21 protein-coding genes are annotated in these 19,422 nt (G+C 75.5%); 12 read left to right on the plus strand and 9 right to left on the minus strand.

The genetic code is table 11. The annotated features are described in order from the left end of the window. Positions 1-22 precede the first annotated feature (22 nt). Positions 23-1,084 (minus strand): DUF1996 domain-containing protein, encoded by a 1,062-nt coding sequence (locus IE316_RS27520; RefSeq protein ID WP_190207198.1) that lies wholly within the window; start codon positions 1,082-1,084, stop codon positions 23-25. 135 nt (positions 1,085-1,219) lie between these two features. Between IE316_RS27520 and IE316_RS27525 the strand changes: the two genes are divergently transcribed. From IE316_RS27525 to IE316_RS27535, 3 genes are all read left to right on the plus strand, one after another. Then, a complete protein-coding gene (locus IE316_RS27525) occupies positions 1,220-1,588 on the plus strand; it encodes a MarR family transcriptional regulator (RefSeq protein WP_229910570.1) in 369 nt (122 codons plus the stop codon). Between the two features lie 61 nt (positions 1,589-1,649). Continuing rightward, positions 1,650-2,042 (plus strand): tetratricopeptide repeat protein, encoded by a 393-nt coding sequence (locus tag IE316_RS27530; RefSeq protein WP_190207200.1) that lies wholly within the window; start codon positions 1,650-1,652, stop codon positions 2,040-2,042. Between the two features lie 12 nt (positions 2,043-2,054). After that, positions 2,055-2,699 (plus strand): peptide deformylase, encoded by a 645-nt coding sequence (locus IE316_RS27535; protein WP_190207201.1) that lies wholly within the window; start codon positions 2,055-2,057, stop codon positions 2,697-2,699. Between the two features lie 52 nt (positions 2,700-2,751). Here IE316_RS27535 and IE316_RS27540 read toward each other — a convergent pair whose 3' ends face one another. Continuing rightward, on the minus strand, positions 2,752-4,185 hold the full coding sequence (locus IE316_RS27540; protein ID WP_190207202.1) for a dihydrolipoyl dehydrogenase family protein: 1,434 nt from the start codon (positions 4,183-4,185) through the stop codon (positions 2,752-2,754). Positions 4,186-4,328: 143 nt separating this feature from the next. On the opposite strand from IE316_RS27540, the gene trxA reads away from it, so the two are divergent. Next, positions 4,329-4,733, plus strand: coding sequence for a thioredoxin (trxA, locus tag IE316_RS27545; RefSeq protein ID WP_190207203.1), 405 nt, complete (start codon positions 4,329-4,331; stop codon positions 4,731-4,733). A gap of 116 nt (positions 4,734-4,849) precedes the next feature. On the opposite strand, the gene IE316_RS27550 is transcribed toward trxA, so the two are convergent. Both IE316_RS27550 and IE316_RS27555 read right to left on the minus strand, forming a co-directional pair. After that, complete coding sequence (locus IE316_RS27550; protein WP_190207204.1) at positions 4,850-5,851, minus strand: LacI family DNA-binding transcriptional regulator; 1,002 nt, start codon at positions 5,849-5,851, stop codon at positions 4,850-4,852. A gap of 28 nt (positions 5,852-5,879) precedes the next feature. Beyond that, positions 5,880-6,581 (minus strand): TetR/AcrR family transcriptional regulator, encoded by a 702-nt coding sequence (locus tag IE316_RS27555; RefSeq protein WP_190207205.1) that lies wholly within the window; start codon positions 6,579-6,581, stop codon positions 5,880-5,882. A 116-nt stretch (positions 6,582-6,697) separates the two neighbouring features. Between IE316_RS27555 and IE316_RS27560 the strand changes: the two genes are divergently transcribed. Further along, a complete protein-coding gene (locus IE316_RS27560) occupies positions 6,698-7,261 on the plus strand; it encodes an NAD(P)H-dependent oxidoreductase (RefSeq protein WP_190207206.1) in 564 nt (187 codons plus the stop codon). 62 nt (positions 7,262-7,323) lie between these two features. Here the strand turns inward: IE316_RS27560 and IE316_RS27565 are convergent, their stop codons facing one another. After that, on the minus strand, positions 7,324-8,229 hold the full coding sequence (locus IE316_RS27565) for a LysR family transcriptional regulator (protein ID WP_190207207.1): 906 nt from the start codon (positions 8,227-8,229) through the stop codon (positions 7,324-7,326). 157 nt (positions 8,230-8,386) lie between these two features. Between IE316_RS27565 and IE316_RS27570 the strand changes: the two genes are divergently transcribed. Continuing rightward, positions 8,387-8,584 carry a hypothetical protein gene (locus IE316_RS27570; protein ID WP_190207208.1) on the plus strand — a complete coding sequence of 66 codons (198 nt, stop codon included), beginning with the start codon at positions 8,387-8,389 and terminating at the stop codon, positions 8,582-8,584. 66 nt (positions 8,585-8,650) lie between these two features. Here the strand turns inward: IE316_RS27570 and IE316_RS27575 are convergent, their stop codons facing one another. After that, positions 8,651-9,358, minus strand: coding sequence for an SDR family NAD(P)-dependent oxidoreductase (locus IE316_RS27575; protein ID WP_190207209.1), 708 nt, complete (start codon positions 9,356-9,358; stop codon positions 8,651-8,653). A gap of 102 nt (positions 9,359-9,460) precedes the next feature. Between IE316_RS27575 and IE316_RS27580 the strand changes: the two genes are divergently transcribed. Beyond that, positions 9,461-10,300, plus strand: a complete 840-nt coding sequence (locus tag IE316_RS27580) for a helix-turn-helix transcriptional regulator (protein ID WP_190207210.1) — start codon at positions 9,461-9,463, stop codon at positions 10,298-10,300. A gap of 43 nt (positions 10,301-10,343) precedes the next feature. Here IE316_RS27580 and IE316_RS27585 read toward each other — a convergent pair whose 3' ends face one another. Then, positions 10,344-12,308 carry an AfsR/SARP family transcriptional regulator gene (locus IE316_RS27585; RefSeq protein WP_190207211.1) on the minus strand — a complete coding sequence of 655 codons (1,965 nt, stop codon included), beginning with the start codon at positions 12,306-12,308 and terminating at the stop codon, positions 10,344-10,346. Positions 12,309-12,449: 141 nt separating this feature from the next. On the opposite strand from IE316_RS27585, the gene IE316_RS27590 reads away from it, so the two are divergent. Then, positions 12,450-13,328, plus strand: a complete 879-nt coding sequence (locus tag IE316_RS27590) for an alpha/beta fold hydrolase (RefSeq protein ID WP_190207212.1) — start codon at positions 12,450-12,452, stop codon at positions 13,326-13,328. A gap of 19 nt (positions 13,329-13,347) precedes the next feature. Here IE316_RS27590 and IE316_RS27595 read toward each other — a convergent pair whose 3' ends face one another. Both IE316_RS27595 and IE316_RS27600 read right to left on the minus strand, forming a co-directional pair. Continuing rightward, entirely contained in the window at positions 13,348-13,773 is a 426-nt protein-coding gene (locus IE316_RS27595) for a PPOX class F420-dependent oxidoreductase (RefSeq protein WP_190207213.1), read from the minus strand. Positions 13,774-13,804: 31 nt separating this feature from the next. Further along, positions 13,805-14,689 carry an NAD(P)-dependent oxidoreductase gene (locus IE316_RS27600; RefSeq protein WP_190207273.1) on the minus strand — a complete coding sequence of 295 codons (885 nt, stop codon included), beginning with the start codon at positions 14,687-14,689 and terminating at the stop codon, positions 13,805-13,807. Positions 14,690-15,041: 352 nt separating this feature from the next. Between IE316_RS27600 and egtA the strand changes: the two genes are divergently transcribed. From egtA to egtD, 4 genes are read left to right on the plus strand one after another with little or no spacing between them, the layout of a single operon-like run. Continuing rightward, the gene (egtA, locus tag IE316_RS27605) at positions 15,042-16,346 is read left to right on the plus strand and encodes an ergothioneine biosynthesis glutamate--cysteine ligase EgtA (RefSeq protein WP_190207214.1); all 1,305 of its coding nucleotides are present in this window, start codon (positions 15,042-15,044) and stop codon (positions 16,344-16,346) included. Beyond that, positions 16,343-17,662 (plus strand): ergothioneine biosynthesis protein EgtB, encoded by a 1,320-nt coding sequence (egtB, locus tag IE316_RS27610; protein WP_190207215.1) that lies wholly within the window; start codon positions 16,343-16,345, stop codon positions 17,660-17,662. The genes egtA and egtB overlap by 4 nt, the downstream gene beginning before the upstream one ends. Continuing rightward, entirely contained in the window at positions 17,662-18,453 is a 792-nt protein-coding gene (egtC, locus tag IE316_RS27615; RefSeq protein WP_190207216.1) for an ergothioneine biosynthesis protein EgtC, read from the plus strand. The genes egtB and egtC overlap by 1 nt, the downstream gene beginning before the upstream one ends. After that, the gene (egtD, locus tag IE316_RS27620) at positions 18,450-19,412 is read left to right on the plus strand and encodes an L-histidine N(alpha)-methyltransferase (protein WP_190207217.1); all 963 of its coding nucleotides are present in this window, start codon (positions 18,450-18,452) and stop codon (positions 19,410-19,412) included. The genes egtC and egtD overlap by 4 nt, the downstream gene beginning before the upstream one ends. Positions 19,413-19,422: the final 10 nt, after the last annotated feature.

Below are 19,422 nucleotides of genomic sequence, written 5' to 3' on the forward strand. Positions count from 1 at the left end.
TCGCCGCCGGGCTGCTGACGGGTCAGGGCAGCCGGTAGTCGGGGCCCAGTGCCGCCCCCTCGCGCGGACGGGCCCGGTCGTATCCCCGGGCGTCGCACTGCAGGCCGCCCACCACACAGTGCTCGACGAGGGCCTTCAGGGTCGGCTCGTGCCACGCGTTGAAGAAGGCGTAGTGGAACGAGTATCCGCGCCCGCCGGCCAGCCTGACCCGGGACATGTCACCGTCGACCGGCCAGGCCATCCCGAACTCGAGCATCGGCAGGGCCACGGGGTGACTCGCCGGGCAGACCCCGGCGCCGGTGCCCGGTGCGACGACGGGGTAGGCCATGTGACTCTGGTGGTCGGGGGTGTCGAGGTACCGCCCGTCCCAGCAACTCGGCGCCCGCACACGGAGGGTGAGCTGCGTACCGGCCGGGCAGGTCCGGGGGATGTCGACGTTGTGGGAGCTGTCGCCGCACTCCCACCCCGCGACCCAGCCCCCGTGGCCGCGGAAGTCCTCGGCGCTCTGCAGCGGGCTGCCGACGACGAAGCGCAGCCCCTTGGGGAAGGGCCGGACGCTGGTGTAGTCGGTGACGCCCGCCTTGTAGGAGAGGGCCTGGGGGCCGGCCGGCAGGATCTTCTCGTCGCCGTCGTAGAGGGAGGGCATCCAGTACGCCGAGGAATCGCCCGGTGTCCGGCAGGTGGTGGCGCCGCCGTACAGCGACGCCGTGGTGCTGTGCGCGTCGGTCGACGTGTTGCCCAGGAAGGTGTGGTCGCGGGAGCTGCCGGGCTGTGCCGGGTAGGTGACCGGGTCGTCCGGGGCGGTGTGCGAGACCGCGCAGTTGGCCTGGAACTCGTGGAACCGGCGGGGGGCCGGTTCCCGGCCGGACGGGGTCACGCCCGTCACCGGCGGGACGACCGGGATGTATCCGTCCCCGTCCGGGTCGTCACCGGAGGGCACCGCGGCGGCCGTCATGGTGTGCCCGGCGGGCCCGTCCCCGGTGGACCGGCCGGTGGCGGCCGTGATCGTCCCGACGCCGAACACCATGGTCACGAGGGCGATGCAGACCAGTAACGCGGAGAAGGCTCTGGACCGTCGTTCCATGGCGGCCTCCCGTTGGCACAGCGAAGGAGAGGAACGACGCCGGCGGCGCGCCGGGCGTGCGGAGCAGCGGAGAGCGCTTTTCCAAGGAGCCTGACGGCCGGGCGTGGACCTGTCAACGCCTCCCCCCTGCAGACCGTGCTCGACCGGCACGGTCTGGCCTTCCTGCACTCCGTCACCCTCCGGCCGGTCGCCGTCGCCGGGGCACCCGTCGCACGCGAGGCGCTGGTCGCCGACGTGTGCCACTCCCTCAAGACGGACGCGGCGGAGGTGGAGGGCGGGGTCGGCGAACTGATCGCCAAGGGTCTCGTCACCGAGGACGGGTCCGGTGCGGTGCGGATGACCGGCCCCGGGCGGGAGCTGTACGACCGGATCACGGCCGAGACCGGTGAGGTGTCCGCGCGTCTGTACGCCGGTGTCCCGGCGGCGGACCTGGCGGTGGCCGGGCGGGTCCTGGCGCTGGTCACCGAGCGGGCCGACGCCGAGCCGGCCGCGCCGGCGGGCTGAGCCGGGGCCGGTGGAATGCGCGGGCCCCCCGGGTGGTTGTGGGGGCCGAAGGAGGTCCCGCGTGAACACGACGTACTACGACCACGGAGCCCCCGCCGAGCGCTGGGAGCGGGCGCGGATGTTCTTCGACGCGAAGGACTACGCGGCCGCGGCACGCGTGCTGGAGGGGCTGGTCGCGGAAGTGCCCGAGCAGACCGGGCCCCGGCTGCTGCTGGCCCGCGCCTACTACCACTCGGCCCAACTGGGGCGTGCGGAGGGTGAGTTGCGGGTCATCGTGGAGCGTGACCCGGTGGAGCACTACGCCCGGCTGATGCTGGGCCGCACGCTGGAGCGGCAGGGGCGCGGCGAGGAGGCCGAGACCCATCTGCGGATCGCCGCCGCCCTCGCGGGCGATGTGGCGGAGCTCCCGGCGACGGGGTCCGCGCCGCCGGCCCCCGCACCGGCGGGCCCGTGACATCCTGGCCCGATGGGAACTCCTGCTGAACGCGCCCCTCTTGCCGAGCGGGTCGAGGAACTGCTGTCCGTCGAGGGCCCGTTGCCGATCGTCGCGGCCGGTGATCCGGTGCTGCGGCGCGGGACTGAGCCGTTCGACGGGCAGTTGGAGCCCGCGCTGCTGGCCCGGTTCGTCGAGGCGCTGCGGATCACCATGCACGCGGCGCCCGGGGTCGGGCTGGCGGCCCCCCAGGTGGGGATCGCGCTGCGGATCGCGGTGATCGAGGACCCGGCGCCCGTACCGGAGGAGGTACGGGTGGCGCGGGGGCGGGTGCCGCAGCCGTTCCGGGTGCTGGTCAATCCGGCGTATGAGCCGGTCGGCGAGGACCGGGCCGCGTTCTTCGAGGGGTGCCTGAGCGTGCCGGGCTGGCAGGCGGTGGTGGCGCGGCCCGCGTCCGTGCGGCTGACCGGGGCGGACGAGCGGGGCCGGCCGCTGGACGAGGTGGTCACCGGCTGGCCCGCGCGGATCGTGCAGCACGAGACGGACCACCTCGACGGCACGCTCTACCTGGACCGGGCGGAGCCGCGGTCGCTGTCGTCCAACGCGGCGATGGCCGAGTACTGGAACGCGCCCACCCCGCACGAGGCGGCGGCGGCCCTGGGCTTCGAGCTGCCCTAGCCGCCGCCCCCGTCCCCCGTCCCGGCGGCGGAAGCGGCCCGTGCCGGGCGGGTCAGTTGTCCCGGTACGCCTCCAGCAGGCGGAGCCAGACCTCGCTGATCGTCGGGTAGGACGGCACCGCGTGCCACAGGCGGTCGACGGGGACCTGGCCGACGACGGCGACGGTCGCGGAGTGGATCAGCTCGCCGACGCCGGGGCCGACGAAGGTGACCCCGCGGACGATCTCGTCCTCCAGGCCGACGACCATGCGGGCGCGCCCCTTGTAGCCGTCGCGGTAGAGGCCCGCTCCGGCCACCGTCGACAGGTCCACGTCGACGGCGCGGACCCGGTGCCCGGCCTGTTCGGCCTCGGCCAGGGAGAGGCCCACCGAGGCGGCCTCGGGGTCGGTGAAGACCACCTGGGGGACGGCGGCGTGGTCGGCGGTGGCGGCGTGCGCGCCCCACGGGCCGGACTCCAGGCCGGTGTCGCCGGCGGCGCGGGCGGCGATCGCGGCGCCCGCGATCCGCGCCTGGTACTTGCCCTGGTGGGTGAGGAGGGCGCGGTGGTTGACGTCGCCGACGGCGTACAGCCAGTCGTGGCCGGTGACGCGGAGGCTGTCGTCGGTCCGCAGCCAGGAGCCCGGCTCCAGGCCGACGGTGTCCAGGCCGAGGTCGTCGGTGCGCGGGGCGCGGCCGGTGGCGAAGAGGATCTCGTCGGCCTCGATCCGGTCGCCGGTGTCGGTGACGGCGACGACGGTGCCGTGCTCGCGGGTGACGGAGGCGACGGAGGTGCCGGTGCGGATGTCGGCGCCGGCCTCGGTGAGGGCCTCGGCGACCAGTTCGCCGGCGAACGGCTCCATGCGGTTGAGCAGGCCCTTGCCGCGGACCAGGAGGGTGACCCGGGAGCCGAGGGCCCCCCAGGCGGTGGCCATCTCCACGGCGACCACCCCGCCGCCGACCACGATCAGCCGGCCCGGGACGCTCTTGGCGCTGGTGGCCTCCCTGCTCGTCCACGGGCGCACGTCGGCGAGGCCCGGCAGGCCGGGCAGCGCGGCGCGGGTGCCGGTGCACACGGCGACCGCGTGCCGGGCGGTCAGGACGCGGCGGGTGCCGTCGGCCCCGGTGACCTCCACGGTGCGCTCACCGGCCAGCCTGCCCTGCCCGCGGTAGAGGTCGGCGCCGATGGACTCCACCCACTGGACCTGGCCGTCGTCCTTCCAGTCGGAGGTGTAGTAGTCGCGGTGGGCGAGGACCGCCGCGGCGTCGAGGGGGCCCTGGACCGCGCGGCTCAGCCCGGGGGTGCGGCGGGCGTCGGCCCGGGCGATGACCGGGCGCAGCAGTGCCTTGCTGGGCATGCACGCCCAGTACGAGCATTCGCCGCCGACCAGTTCGCTCTCCACGATCGCGGTGGTCAGGCCGGCCGCGCGGGTCCGGTCGGCGACGTTCTCGCCGACCGGGCCCGCGCCGATCACCACGACGTCGTACGGGAGGGTTTCGGTTTCCGTCATGGGGTCAGTCTGGTGGGTGGTGTGCGGCACCCGCCACAGGGGTACGCGCGCGGAACAGCCCGGGTACACCCGCGGAATACCCGCCCGGTCGGCCGTGTTGTGCGGACGGCTCTCCCCCGACATCAGGAAGCAGGGATCACCCCATGAGCAGCACCGTTGAGCTCACCAAGGAGAACTTCGACCAGACGGTCACGGACAACGAGTTCGTCCTGATCGACTTCTGGGCGGAGTGGTGCGGTCCGTGCCGACAGTTCGCGCCGGTCTACGAGAAGGCGGCGGAGGCCAACCCCGACCTGGTGTTCGGCAAGGTGGACACGGAGGCGCAGCCCGAGCTGGCCGCGGCCTTCGGCATCCAGTCGATCCCCACGCTGATGATCGTGCGGGACCAGGTGGCCGTGTTCGCCCAGCCGGGCGCGCTGCCGGAGGCCGCGCTGACGGACGTCATCGGACAGGCCCGGAAGCTGGACATGGACGAGGTGCGCAAGCAGATCGCCGAGCAGCAGACCCAGCAGCCCCAGCAGGACGACGCCGGTCAGGCCGCGCAGTAACCGGTACGCGACCGCGCGGTGACCGGTAGCCGACCGCGCGGTGACCGGTACGCGGCCGGCGGGGCCGCACGAGTGAGAGCGGTGGGCCCGGTCCCGGCACTGTGCCGGGGCCGGGCTCAGCTCGATTCGCGGTGCACCACGCGCGCCCCCAGCACCCGGTGCCGTTCGGGCGGCGCGGCCGGGTCGCGGACCGCGCGGTCGACCAGGGCGGCCAGCTCGCGGCCGGCGGGCAGCTCGATGTGGACCGTGCTCAGCCGGGGCCGCAGCAGCCTGCCCAGCATCAGGTCGTCGGCGCCGATCACCGCCGTGTCCTCGGGGATGCGCACGCCCTCGTCCTGCAGGGCCCGGGACAGCAGCATGGCGTACTCGTCGTTGTAGGCGAACACCGCGTCGAGGCCGAGGCCGCTCCAGCGGGCCGCGAGCCGGGCCGCGGCCGGCTCCTCGTAGGCGAGGGGCAGGGCGGTCACGGTGGCGTCGGTGCCGGCGAGGGCGCGGCGGGCGCCGTCGAGGCGGGGCGCGGAGAACAGCGCCAGGCCGGGTTCCTCGGGGACGACGACGCCGATGCGGCGCCGGCCGCGCTCGTACAGGTGCCGGGCGGCGTGGTGGCCGACGGCCGCGTGGTCCATGAGCAGGGCGTGCGCGCCCTCGACGGCCTCCGGGCCGAGGGTCACCACGGCGCGGGCGCCGGCCCGCTTGAGGACCCGTACGCCCTCGGGGCCGAGGCCGGGCGCGGGGACCAGGACGGCGACCGGCCGCAGCTCGGCCCAGGCGCGGGCGGCGGTGTCGCCGTGCGGGCCGGCGGTGCCGTGCTGGACGACGGTGTAGTCCAGGCGGCCGAGGGCGCCCTGGAGGTCGCTGAGGAACTGCCCGTAGAGCGGTCCGGCGGGGAAGGCGGGCGCGGGCATCAGGACCGTACGGCTGTGCCCGGCGCGCAGGCTGCGGGCGGCGGCGTGCGGGACGTAGCCGAGTTCCTCCGCGGCCTCGTGGACCCGGCGCCGGGTGGCCTCGCTGATCCGGACGGCACCGGCCTTGTTCAGCACGTAGGAGACGGTCGCGCGGGAGACGCCGGCCAGCCTGGCGACGTCGGCGCTGGTGGGCGTTCTGGGTATCTGCACCATGACGTACGGCATCTTGGCAGACGCCCGACTACCGTACGGAAGGCGCCCCTTGGCCCTCCGGAGCGCTGCCGGTCACCCGCGTCACCAGGTCCAGCCACGCCTGCTCCAGGCGGTCCGGGGGCATCCCGCACTGCCGGGTGAGGTGGTGGATCAGCGCGGGGTCCAGGGACGCCATCAGGGTGTGGGCGAGCAGCTCGCTGTCGGCGTCCGGGACCGCCTGGCGCAGCAGCAGGGCGAGGTGGCCGCGGAGGAAGCGCCCCGGCGCGGCGACGAACCGCCGCTCGGCGCTGGGCTCGGCGGCCAGTTGCAGTTCCAGGTCCTCGGCCGCGCGGCGCAGCCAGGCGGTGCCGAAGGCCCGCAGCCGCTCCACGGGGGGTGCCCCGGGGCCGAGGGGGGGCGGTCCGGTGAGCAGCGCGGCCTGGAACTTGCGCTCGGAGTGGTCGAGCAGGGCCATCAGCAGCCCGGTGCGGTCGCGGAAGCGGCGGAAGACCGTCCCCTTGCCCACCTCGGCGGCCGCCGCCACGGCCTCCATGGTGAGACCGGCCGCGCCGTGCTCCGCCACCAGGCGCGCGGCGGCGTCCAGCAGCTTGGCCCGGTTGCGGGCGGCGTCGGCGCGCAGGCAGGGCTCGTCCGCCGGGTCCGGGGCGTCGAGGTGCAGCAACTGGCGGGCGTCGACGGGGCTCTCGAGGGACTCCTGGGGCTGCGGGAAGGGCGGGAGGGCGGCGGACATGAAGCCAGCGTAAAGCATGGGAACAAAACTGGACCGCGGTCCGCTTAGGGTGGTAGAAGTTTAAACGGACCACGGTCCGCTTGCCCCCGGCAGTCTTTTCTCACCCTGGAGTTCCCATGTCTGTCCGCATTCTCGCTCTCGTCGGCAGCCTTCGCGCCGGTTCGCACAACCGTCAGCTCGCCGAGGCCGCCGTGAAGCTCGCGCCGGAGGGCGCCGAGGTGAACGTGTACGAGGGGCTGGCCGAGATCCCGTTCTACAACGAGGACATCGACGTCGAGGGCAGCGTGCCGGCCGCCGCCGCCAGGCTCCGTGAGGCCGCCCAGGCCGCCGACGCCTTCCTGCTCTTCTCGCCCGAGTACAACGGCACCATCCCGGCCGTCCTGAAGAACGCCATCGACTGGCTGTCCCGCCCGTACGGCGCCGGTGCCTTCGGCGGCAAGCCGGTCGCCGTGATCGGTACCGCGTTCGGCCAGTACGGCGGTGTGTGGGCGCAGGACGACACCCGCAAGGCCGTGGGCATCGCCGGCGGCAAGGTGATCGAGGACCTGAAGCTGTCGATCCCCGGTTCGGTGACCCGCTTCGCCGAGACCCACCCGGCGGACGACGCCGAGGTCGCCGCCCAGCTCACCGAGGTCGTCGCGAAGCTGCACGGCCACGCCGGCGAGGCCGTCGCCGCCTGACCTCCCGTCTTCCGACGGCTTTCGGGGCCGGAGTCCGCACCGGGCTCCGGCCCTTCGCCGTGTCAGGTCACCGCGGTGGCCGCCAGGGCGCGCAGCTCCGCCAGGGCCGCGGCGACCGCCGGACGCCGGTCGCCGCCCGCGCGGGTGCAGGTCAGGAACTTGCGGTGCGGGCGGCCCGCGCACCGCACCCGCACCAGCGGCAGGGCCGGGGAGAGCGCGGCCAGCCGGGGGACCAGCGCGACCCCGAGGCCGTGGGCGACGAGGTGGGCGGTCACGTTCCAGTCCAGGGCGTGGTGGACCACGTCCGGGGTGAAACCGGCCGCGCCGCACGCCGACATCACGTGCGGCCGGCACGGGCTCTGGGGCACCGGCGCGATCCAGGGCTCCCGGGCCGCCTCCGCCAGGTCGATGCCGTCCCGCCCGGCCAGCGGATGGCCCTCGGGGACCACCAGGTCGAACGGGTCGTCGAGCAGCGGCCGCTGGTCGAACCGGGCGTCGCCCGGCGGCGGGTTGTGCGGCGTCGACTCCACCACCGCGAGATCGGTCTCCCCCTCGAAGAGCAGGTCGAACGCCTCCGGCACGCCCGCCTCCCGGATGCGGACCGCCAGTCGGGGGTGCCGCTCGCGCAACCGGGCGGTCATCGGGGCCAGCAGCACCGCGACCGCCACCGGGAACCCGGTCACCCGCAGCGGCCCGGCCGGGGTGTCCCGCCCCGAGTGCAGCTCCCGCTCGGCCTCCTCCCAGCGCGCCTGGATGGCGTCGGCGTGCGCGAGCAGACTCTCCGCGGCCGGGGTCAGCCGCACCCCCCGGCCCTGCGGTTCCAGCAGGTCGACGCCGAGGTCCCGGGCGAGCTGGCGGATCTGCTGGGAGGCGGCGGACGGGGTGAAGTGCAGCGCGCGGGCGGCGGCGGTGACCGTGCCGTAGTGCGCGACCGCCCGCAGCACGTGCAGCCGGCGCAGATCAATCATGAAGCCCACGCTTCACGGTGAGGTCCGGGAAGTCAACCTGGACGTGAACGGACACGGCGGCGCACCCTGGCCGGGACGCGACAATCAGCCGTCCCTCCCCCGCCCCTTCCCGACCATTCCCGTCCGTTCCCGTCCGCTCCCGACCGAGGAGGCCGCCATGACCAGCACGACCGGGACCGCCTGCCCGCACTGCGGCTGGCCGGACCGCGCCGAGCCCTACCGGGTGGTGTCGCGGCACCCCACCGCCCACGGCCACACCACCTGGGTGCGGTGCGCCTGCGGCTCGCTCCAGGCCCGCCTCACCGACGGCCGCGGCACCCGGGTCGTCTCCCGCAGTTGCCCGACACGCGGGTGAGGACCGGCCGGACCTGACGCCCCGGGATCGCCGCGCGCGGACGTCGTGGCCCGGGACCGTCCGCGCCTACCAGGGCAGCGGACCCGACCGGTCGAAGAACGTCCCGGTGGGCCCGTCCGGGCCGAGCAGCGCCGCCCGGACGATGACCTCGGCGCCCTCGGCGACGGTCTGGATGCCCGTGTTGCCGTTCAGGTCCGTCTTGGTGAAGCCGGGCTCCACCGCGTTGATCCGCATCCCCGGGAACGCCTTGGCGTACTGCACGGTCACCATGTTGACGGCCGCCTTGGACGCCGGGTAGGCCACCCCCGGGTAGGCGTAGGCCGGTGTCGTCGGATCGGTCACGCCGGTCAGCGAGGCCAGGCCGCTGCTGACGTTGACCACGACCGGCGCGGCCGACCGGCCGAGCAGCGGCAGGAAGGCGTGCAGGACCCGGACGACGCCGAAGACGTTGGTGTCGAACAGGGTGCGCAGGTGGTCGGCGGTGGTGTCGGCCGCGCCGATCACCACGTTGCCCTCGCCGCGCCCCTCGATGCCGGCGTTGTTGACCAGGACGTCCAGGCCGCCGTCGGCCTCGACGGTCTTGGCGGCGGCGGCCACGGAGGCGTCGTCGGTGACGTCGAGCGGCAGGTACCGCGCGCCGAGCCGGTCGGCGGCGGCCCGGCCGCGCTCGGGGTCGCGGCTGCCGACGTAGACGGTGTGGCCCTCGGCGAGGAGACGGCGGGCGGTCTCGAAACCGAGACCCTTGTTGGCTCCGGTGATCAATGTGTTCGTCATGTCCACCAGCGTCGGACCGGGCGGCGCGGGCAGCCAGGTACCCCGTCTTCCTGGGACCACGGGTACCAGGAAGCCCGGCCCCGGCGGGTGTTCACTGGGACCATGGCGAGCACGGAGTTCGGACGGACGCTACGACGCTGGCGGGACCGCGTGTCCCCCGCCGCGGCCGGACTGCCGGCCGGCGGCCCCCGGCGGGCCGCGGGCCTGCGCCGCGAGGAACTGGCGCTGCTGGCGGGCATCTCCGTCGACTACGTCACCCGGCTGGAACAGGGCCGGGCGGCCAACCCCTCGCCGCAGGTCGTCGAGGCGCTGGCGCGGGCGCTGCGGCTGCCGCCCGAGGAGCGGGCGTACCTCTTCCGGGAGGCCGGGCTGGCCCCGCCCGGTCCCGGCACGGTACCGGCGTACATCACCCCCAGCGTCCACCGGCTGCTGGACCGGCTGACCGGCACCCCGGTCGCGGTGTACGACGCGGCCTGGAACCTGCTGCTGGCCAACCCCCCGTACGCGGCCCTGATGGGCGACCCGTCCGGCTGGCGGGGGCTGGAACGCAACAGCGTGTGGCGCGCCTTCGCCGGTCCCGGCAGCCGGGCGCGGTTCACCCCCGAGGAGCGGCGGCTGTTCGAGGAGTCGCTGGTCGGGGATCTGCGGGAGACGGTGAGCCGGTACCCGGCCGATCCGGGACTGCGGCGCCTGGTGGCCGAGCTGCGGGCCCGCAGCGGGCGGTTCGCGACGCTGTGGGACGCGGGTGTCGTCGGCCGGCACCTGGCGGCCCGCAAGACCATCGACCACCCGGAGGCCGGTCCGGTGACCCTGGACTGCGACGTGCTGGGGGTGGCGGGCAGCGATCTGCGCATCATGGTGTACTCCGCCGAGCCGGACACCCCCGATGCCGACCGGCTGGCGCTGATCTCGGTCCTGGGCATCCAGTCCCTGACGGAGTGACGGGCCGCCCGGCCGCGCGCCGTCGACGGGCCGGCGCGGGCCGTCAGCGGAGCCGGTCCAGGGCCGCGAGCCAGGTGTCGACCGGGCCGAAGGTGAGCAGCCCGCTGCCCGCGCCCGCGAGCTGACCGGAGGCGGGCAGCAGACGCGGGTACGTCCGCCGTGCCGCCGCCCGGTCGCCGAGGGCCACCGCGAGGGCGGCCTCGGCGCAGCTCAGGGCCTCCTGGAGCAGGTCGGGCGGGGGTTCGGGCAGGGCGCCCAGGGCGGCGCGGGCCCGGTCGGCGCGGCCCTCGGCGAGCAGGGCGAAGGGCCGGGCCCAGGGCAGGTACGGTCCCCAGTCGTCGCCGAGGTCGGCCTCGGGCGGGCGGCCGTGGGCCAGCTTCAGGCCGAGCAGGGCGAGGGGCAGCAGCCCGTGTGCCAGGCCCGGCATGCCGGCGCCGTCGAGGGTCCCGGCGGCGGCCCGGTAGCCGGCCTCGGCTTGGTGGTACGGGGCGCCGGTGGCGGCCTCGCGCAGGGCGCGGTACCAGGTGGTGAAGACGGTCACCAGGGGCCGTTCGTGCCGCTCGGCGAGGTGGTCCGCGGCGGTGGCGTGCCGGTCGGCGGCGGCGAAGTCGCCGTGCGCGGCGCGGGCCTGGAGGCGGATCAGATGGCCGAGGATCTCGTAGGTGACCAGGCCGTGGCGGCCGGCCAGCGCGAGGAGTTCGGCGCCGATGGCGTCCCGGCGCGGGGCCTGTCCGGGGGTGGCGCAGGACTGCATGAACGCGCCGTTGAGCGCGAACGCCAGCAGCGCCGGGTCGTCCAGGCGGCGGGCGATCCGCTCGGCCTCGGCCGCCGCCTCGGGGCCGCGCGGGGAGCGTACGCCCCGGGACTCCAGGGCGACGGTGGCCAGCAGCTTGCCGCGGGCCGCGGCGGTGGTGCCGTCGTCGGGGAGGGCGGCGAGGGTGCGTTCGGCCGCCGCGACGATCGCCCGGGCCGCCCCGGGGTCGTCGGCGCGGGTCCAGATCGCGGGCACGTCGTAGGCGCCGATCACCCGGGCCGTCAGGTCCGCGTCGCCGGTCTCCTCGGCCGCGGCGACCGCCGCCGTACGGTGCTCCCGGGCGGCCTCCAGACCGCCGCCGCCGGTCAGGGCGAGGACGCGCAGCAGGCCGACGGCCGACTCCAGGCGGGCGCGGGACCCGGCGGCGACCGTCCGGTCGTACGCCTCGGTGGCCCGGGTCCACAGCCGGGCGGCGGCCTCGGCGGGTTCGGCGGGCGGGTCGAGGGCGGGGTCCTGGGCGAGGATGCCGGCCTCCAGTCGACGCAGCCGCGGGCCCGGGTCGACGCCGAGTCCGTCGGCGAGCAGGGCGCGGGCGCGGCGCAGGGCGGCGAGGGCGTCCGCCTGCCGTCCGGTGCGGTACAGGGCGAGGGCGAGCAGCCGCCACGCCTCCTCGCGCCAGGGGTGCTCGGCGAGGTGCGCGTCCAGGTCGGGGACGGCGTCGGCGGCGCGCCCGGCCGCCATCAGGTGCTCGGCCCGCCGTTCGACCGCGCGCAGGCGCAGTTCGGTGAGCCGGGAGCGTTCGCCGCGCGCCCACTCCTCGCCGCCGAAGTCGGCGTAGGCCGGGCCCCGCCACTGACCCAGCGCCGCCGTGAGCCGGGCCGCCGCCCGGTCGGCGGGCAGGTCGCCGGCCTCGGCGACGGCCGTCTCGAACCGCCAGGCGTCCACCGCGCCGGGCGCGGCCCGCAGCGCGTACCCGGGGCCCTCGGTGACCAGCAGCCGGGCGGGGGCGCGGCGCGGGCGCTCCGGTTCCAGGGCGCGGCGCAGGTCGGCGACGAAGGTGCGCAGGGTGCCGACGGCCCGGGCGGGCGGCACCTCCCACAGGTCGGCGACCAGCCGGTCGACGGGGACGACCCGGCGCCGGGCGGCGATCAGCCGGGCCAGCAGCGCCCGGTGCCGGGGCCCCTTGAGGTCGACCGGGTCGCCGTCGCGTCCGGCCGTGACGGGTCCGAGCACCCCGAAGGCGACCGCTGTCATGTGTTCCGTCCGCTTCCCGTCCCGTCGTACCGCGCGGGGACCACCGTAACCGTGCTGATCGGTTGCTGATTCGCGGGCGGGAGGCTCGGGACCGTTCGCGGAGACGGTCCGCGACCCCCTCGACAAAGGAACGGATCAGTCATGGCACCGACCATCCCCGGCTTCGCCCACGACCGGATCGCCGTCGCCGACGGCGTGCGGCTGCACGTGGCCGTCGGCGGCTCCGGCAGCCCGCTGGTGCTGCTGCACGGCTTCCCGCAGACCCATCTGATGTGGCGGCACGTCGCCGCCGATCTGGCGGCCGAGCACACCGTCATCTGCCCCGATCTGCGGGGGTACGGCGACAGCGACAAGCCCGCCGACCCGGACGGCACCGCCTACGCCAAGCGGACCATGGCCGCCGACGTGGTCGCCCTGGCGCGGGCGCTGGGGCACGAGCGGTTCGCGCTGGCCGGGCACGACCGGGGCGCCCTGGTCGCCGTCCGGGCGGGCCTGGACCATCCGGACGCGGTGACGCACCTGGCCGCGCTGGACGTGCTGCCCACCCTGGACATGTGGGACGTGCTGCGCGGCGTCTCGGCGGCCGTCGGCTTCCACCTGTACCTGATGGCCCAGCCGGCCGGGCTGCCGGAGCAACTGATCGCGGGGGCGCCGGACGCGTTCTTCGGGCACTTCCTCGACGTCTGGACCAAGGACCCGCGGGCGCTGCCCGCCGAGGTCCGCGCCGCCTATCTGAAGGCGTCCCGGGAGGCGGTGCCGTCCATCGTCGCCGACTACCGGGCCTCGGCCGGCGTCGACCTCGTCCACGACCGGGCCGACCGGGACCGCGGCGACCGGCTGCGGATGCCGGTGACCGTGCTCCAGCAGGACTGGGGCACGGCCCTCGGCTACGACGCCGCCGCCCTGTGGCGGGCCTGGGCCCCCGACCTGCTGCACCGCACGGTGGGCTGCGGCCACTTCATGGCGGAGGAGGCCCCCGGCGAGGTCGCCGGGGCCCTGCGCGACCTGCTGGCCCGGTAGGACGGGCCCGGCGGGCGGGTCAGCTCGACGACTGGTCGTTGTCCTTGTGCGCGCCCCAGCCGTGCCAGCGGTCGATCTCGACCCAGGCGCTGACCCGGGCGCGGGACCGCTGGGGGTAGGGGCCGCCGGTGTAGTGGGTGGAGAGGCGGTCGATGTCGGCCAGGTTCTCGTCGTCGCGGGTCTCGGTGACCCGGCCGATCAGGGTGACGTGGGTGTACCAGTCGTCGGCGTCAAGGACGGTGAGGGTGACCCGGGGGTCGCGGCGCAGGTGCTTGAGGCGGACCCGGCCCTCGTCGAGGTTGATCAGCACCCGGCCGTCGTCCTCCCACAGGTACCAGGTGGCCGTGGAGACGGGGGTGCCGTCGGAGCGGAGGGTCGCCATCACGCAGGGGTTGGGGCGGCGCAGCAGGTCGACGGCCTCGGGCGGCAGCGGCGGCTTGGACACGTGAACTCCTTGATCGTTGCGTGGTCCGAGGCTACTTGGACTCGTCGAAGCTGGCGAAGTAGACGGCGGCCATGTCCTCGTCGCCGTGTCCCTGGGCGGCGGCGCGGGCGAGGCGTTCGGCGCCGGCGGCGGCCCCGTCCAGACGCAGGCCGGCCCGTTCGCCGGCCTCGACGATCAGCCGGGCGTCCTTGGCGGCGGTGGCCACCGCGAACTGCGGCGGGGTGAGCGCGCCGTCCCGGACCAGGGCGGCCTTGGCGCGCAGATAGCCCATGTCGAGCGGGCCGCCGGCGATGGCGTCGAAGAAGCGGTCCGGGTCGACGTCCAGGGCCTCGGCGAGGGCGAGGACCTCGCCGGTGGCGTTGGTGGCGGCGATGACCCAACTGTTGGCGACCAGCTTCAGCCGGGTGGCGCTGCCGGCGGCGCCGTCCTCGCCGGTCCACACGGTGCGCGAGCCGACCGCGTCGAACACCGGCGTCACCGTGGGGCGGGCGTCGGCGGGGCCGGCCGCGAGGACCAGCAACTGCCCGGCCTCGGCGGGCTGCCGGGTGCCGAGGACGGGGGCGTCGAAGAAGACCAGGCCGTGTTCCCGGGCGAACCCGGCCAGTTCGCCGAGGGCCCCGATGCCCGCGGTGGTCGACTGCACCCAGGCGGCGCCGGGGCGCAGACCGGGCGCGGCCTGCCGCATCACGTCCAGGGCGGCCGGACCGTCGTAGAGCATGGTCAGCACCACGTCGGCGGCGCGGACCGCGTCCGCGGGGGTGCCGGCGACGTGAATGCCGTCGGCGGCGAGCGGCTCGGCCTTGGCACGGCTGCGGTTCCAGGCGTGGACGGTGTGTCCGGCGCGGGCGAGGTTGCGGGCCATGGCGGCGCCCATGATGCCGGTGCCCAGGACGCTCACGGTGAGCTGGTCGGTCATGTGGTCGGCTTCCTGTTCTGGTGTCCGTGCGGTGACCGTGATCAGCTTGCCACTTCCGTCCCGGTGGCGGCTCTCCGGCCGCGCGCCGCCCCGCGGGCGCGCGGTCACGGCGCCACCCCCGTGGGTGCCGTGACCGCGCCCCGCGTGGCCTCCCCCGTCGTGCCGGTGAACGCATCGTGAGCGATGCTGGGCGTGCGGTGCAACGGGGTTTCCGGGGCACGGGCGTTGCCGGAAAACATGGGTATGCACCCTTGTGCCGAGGGGCACGAGGGTCTTGGGTGGGACGAGTGCGCCGACCCGGCCGCCCGGCTCGCAGGTCGGTGACATGGTGGAATCTCAGGAGGATCCCGACATGTCAGATTCGGTAGGCGGCTGTACCGATCAGCCGCGCTCCGCCGTCACCGAAGCGGAGGTCGAGGCTCTGGTCCGCGGCATCTGCTTCAAGACCGGCCCGCCCCGACGCCTCGGGGTGGAAGTGGAATGGCTCGTCCACGAGCTGCGCGACCCGCGGCTCCCCGTCACACCCGAACGGCTCGACGCGGCCTACGCCGCACTGCGCACCGTGCCCCTGAGGTCGGCGCTCACCGTGGAGCCCGGCGGCCAGTTGGAACTGAGCTCGCCGCCCGCGGCCTCCCTGACGGACCTCGTCGATACCGTCTCCGCCGATCTGGCCGCCGTCCGCGCGGTCCTGCGCGAGCAGAGTCTCGTCCTGGCCGGCTTCGGCCACGATCCCTGGCGGATTCCCCGCCGTTACCTGCGCCTGCCCCGCTACGACGCCATGGAGGCGTGCCTGGACCGCACCGGTCCGGCGGGCCGCGCGATGATGTGCGCCTCGGCCTCCGTGCAGGTCTGCGTGGACGCGGGGTACGAGGAGCCCGGCCCGCTCGGCCATGTGCGGCGCTGGTGGCTCGCCCACTATCTGGGCGCGGTGCTGGTGGCCGCGTTCGCCCACTCGCCGCTGGACGGGCGGCGTCCCACCGGCTGGCGCTCCACCCGGCAACTGCTCTGGGAGCACATAGGCCCGGACCGGGCGGGCGGCCCCCCGCTGGACACCGAGCCACGCACCGCCTGGGCCCGGCATGTGCTGGACGCCCCGGTGATGTGCGTACGCCGGGACAGCGGCCCCTGGGAGGTGCCCGAGGGGCTGACCTTCCGGGAATGGACCCGGTCGCGGTCGCCGCGGCCGCCGACCCGGGACGACCTCGACTACCACCTCACCACGCTGTTCCCGCCGGTCAGACCGCGCGGCCACCTGGAGCTGCGGATGATCGACGCGCAGCCCGGGGAGGACGGCTGGATCGTGCCGCTGGCCGTCACGGCGGCGCTGTTCGACGACCCGGAGGCCAGCGAGACCGCCTACCGGACCGTGAAGCCGCTGGCCGAGCGGACCGGCGGGCTGCCCGCCCCGCACAACCCGCTGTGGCGGGACGCGGCCCGGCACGGGCCGGCCGACCCGGAGCTGCGCGAGGCCGCCGCCGGGTGTTTCGCGGCGGCGCTCGAAGCGCTGCCCCGGCTCGGCGCGGACGCCCGGGTGACGGACGCCGTCGCCGCGTACCGGGACCGCTATGTCGCCCAGGGCCGCTGCCCCGCCGACGATCTGCTGGAGGAACCGGCCGGCGCGGGCCGCCGGCCGAACCGGAAGGACATCCGCCCATGACCGAGCCCGCGTACGACGCCGAGGCGCTGCGCGAGCGGGCGCTGGCCACGCTGGTCGCCGCCCGGGAGCGCACCGCGCTGCTGACCGACTGCGTGGACGGACCCGACCTGACCGCCCAGCACTCGCCGCTGATGTCACCGCTGGTGTGGGACCTCGCCCACATCGGCAACCAGGAGGAACAGTGGCTGCTGCGGGCCGTCGCCGGGCAGGAGGCGATACGGCCCGAGATAGACAGCCTCTACGACGCCTTCGAGCATCCCCGCGCCGAACGCCCCAAGCTGCCGCTGCTGCCGCCCGAGGAGGCCCGCCGGTACGCGGCGGACGTGCGCGGCCGGGCCCTGGACGTGCTGGAGCGCACCGCGTTCCACGGGTCGGACCTGACCGAGGCGGGCTTCGCCTTCGGGATGGTCGCGCAGCACGAACAACAGCACGACGAAACGATGCTGATCACGCATCAGCTCCGCAAGGGGCCGCGGGCGCTGGTCGCCCCCGACCCGGAGCCGGTGCCGCCGTACGACGGGCCGGCCGAGGTGCTGGTGCCCGGCGGCCCGTTCACGATGGGCACCTCCACCGAGCCCTGGGCGCTGGACAACGAACGGCCCGCGCACCGCCGCGAGGTGGCCCCGTTCCTCATCGACACCACACCGGTGACCAACGGCGCCTACCAGGCGTTCATCGCGGACGGCGGCTACCAGGACCCGCGCTGGTGGACGCCCGAAGGATGGGCGCACATCCAGCGCAACGCGATCTCGGCGCCGCTGTTCTGGCGCCGGGACGGCGGGCAGTGGCTGCGCCGCCGGTTCGGGGTCACGGAGGCGGTGCCGCCGGAGGAGCCGGTGGTGCACGTGTGCTGGTACGAGGCCGACGCCTACGCCCGCTGGGCCGGGCGGCGGCTGCCCACCGAGGCGGAGTGGGAGAAGGCCGCCCGGTACGACCCGGCGACCGGCCGCTCCACCCGCTACCCGTGGGGCGACGCCGACCCGGGCCCCGAGCACGCCAACCTGGGCCAGCGGCACCTGCGCCCGGCGCCCGCCGGCAGTTACCCGGCGGGGCAGTCGCCGCTGGGGGTACGGCAGTTGATCGGGGACGTGTGGGAGTGGACGGCGAGCGACCTGGCGCCCTACCCGGGGTTCCGGGCGTTCCCGTACCGGGAGTACTCGGAGGTGTTCTTCGGGCCCGAGTACAAGGTGCTGCGCGGCGGTTCGTTCGCCGTGGACGCGGTGGCCTGCCGGGGCACGTTCCGCAACTGGGACTATCCGGTCCGGCGGCAGATCTTCTCCGGCTTCCGCACCGCCCGGTCCGCGGAGGGTGTCTGATGTGCCGTCACCTGGCCTACGTGGGCCCCGAGGTGCGGCTCGGGGAGCTGCTGGTGGCGCCCGCGCACGGGCTGTACCGGCAGTCCTGGGCGCCGCGCCGGCAGCGGTACGGGACGGTCAACGCCGACGGGTTCGGCGTCGGCTGGTACGCCGGCGGCGACCCGGTGCCGGCCCGGTACCGCCGGGCCGGGCCGGTCTGGGCCGACCTGTCCTTCGCCGACCTCGCCCGGGTGGTGCGCTCCGGCGCGCTGCTCGGTGCGGTGCGGGACGCGACCCTGGCGGGGGCGGACGCGGAGGCCGCGGCGGCGCCGTTCGCCGCGGGCACCTGGCTGTTCAGCCACAACGGGGCGGTGGCCGGGTGGCCCGGCTCGCTCGCCCCGCTGGTCGCGTCCCTGCCGCCGGCCGAGGTGCTCGCGCTGGAGGCCCGTACCGACTCGGCGTTCGTGTGGGCGCTGGTGCTGGCCCGGTTGCGGGCCGGGGACGACCCGGGCCGAGCGCTGGCCGGGACGGTCGCCGAGGTCGCCGCGGCGGCCCCCGCCTCCCGGCTGAACCTGCTGCTGACCGACGGGACGGCGGTCACCGCCACCGCCTGGGGCGACACCCTGTGGTACCTGGCCCGGCCCGGCGGCGGCACCGTCGTGGCCTCCGAACCCTACGACGACGATCCCGCCTGGCAGGAGGTGCCCGACCGCACCCTGCTCACGGCGAGCCGCACCGAGGTGCTGCTGACGCCGCTGAAGGAACCGAGCGACACCCTGGCACCCGCGTCCGCTGAGGAGTCCCGCACGTGAGCCCGTTCCGCATCACCCGCATCCTGCCCGAGGACGCCACGGAGGCCGCGCTGCGCGCCGATGTCCGGGCCGGTCTGACGGGCACGCCGAAGACCCTGCCGCCGAAGTGGTTCTACGACGCGCACGGCAGCGAGCTCTTCGAGCGGATCACCGAACTGCCCGAGTACTACCCGACCCGCGCCGAACGCGAGATCCTGCGGGCCCGGGCCGGCGAGATCGCGGCGGCCACCGGCGCGGCCACCCTGGTCGAGCTGGGCTCCGGGTCGTCCGAGAAGACCCGCTATCTGCTGGACGCCCTGACCGGGCTGCGCGGCTACGTCCCGGTCGACGTCAGCGAGAGCGCCCTCACCGGGGCCGGGCGGGCGCTCGCCGCCGAGCGGCCCGGGCTGGCCGTGCACGCGCTGATCGCCGACTTCACCGCCGGGTTCACCCTGCCCGACACGCCGGGGCCCCGGCTGCTGGCGTTCCTCGGCGGCACCATCGGCAACCTGCTGCCCGCCGAGCGCGCCGCGTTCCTCACCGCCGTACGGGCCCTGCTCGCGCCCGGTGACACGCTGCTGCTCGGCACCGACCTGGTGAAGGACGAGGAGGTGCTGGTCCGGGCGTACGACGACGCGGCCGGGGTGACGGCGGCGTTCAACAAGAACGTGCTCACCGTCATCGACCGGGAGCTGGACGCCGACTTCGACCCGGACGCCTTCGAGCACGTGGCGGTGTGGGACCCCGGGCGGGAGTGGATCGAGATGCGGCTGCGCTCCCGTACCGCCCAGACGGTGAAGGTGCAGGCGCTGGACCTGGCCGTGGAGTTCGCGGCCGGGGAGGAGATGCGCACCGAGGTGTCGGCGAAGTTCCGCGAGGAGGGCGTACGGGCGGAGCTGACGGCGGCCGGGCTGGAACCGGTGCGCTGGTGGACGGACGGCGCGGGCCGGTTCGCGCTCTCCCTGAGCACGGTGCGCTGAGCGCGGCGCA

It is taken from the genome of Streptomyces fumanus (genome assembly GCF_014655295.1).
Classification (GTDB): Bacteria; Actinomycetota; Actinomycetes; order Streptomycetales; family Streptomycetaceae; genus Streptomyces; species Streptomyces fumanus.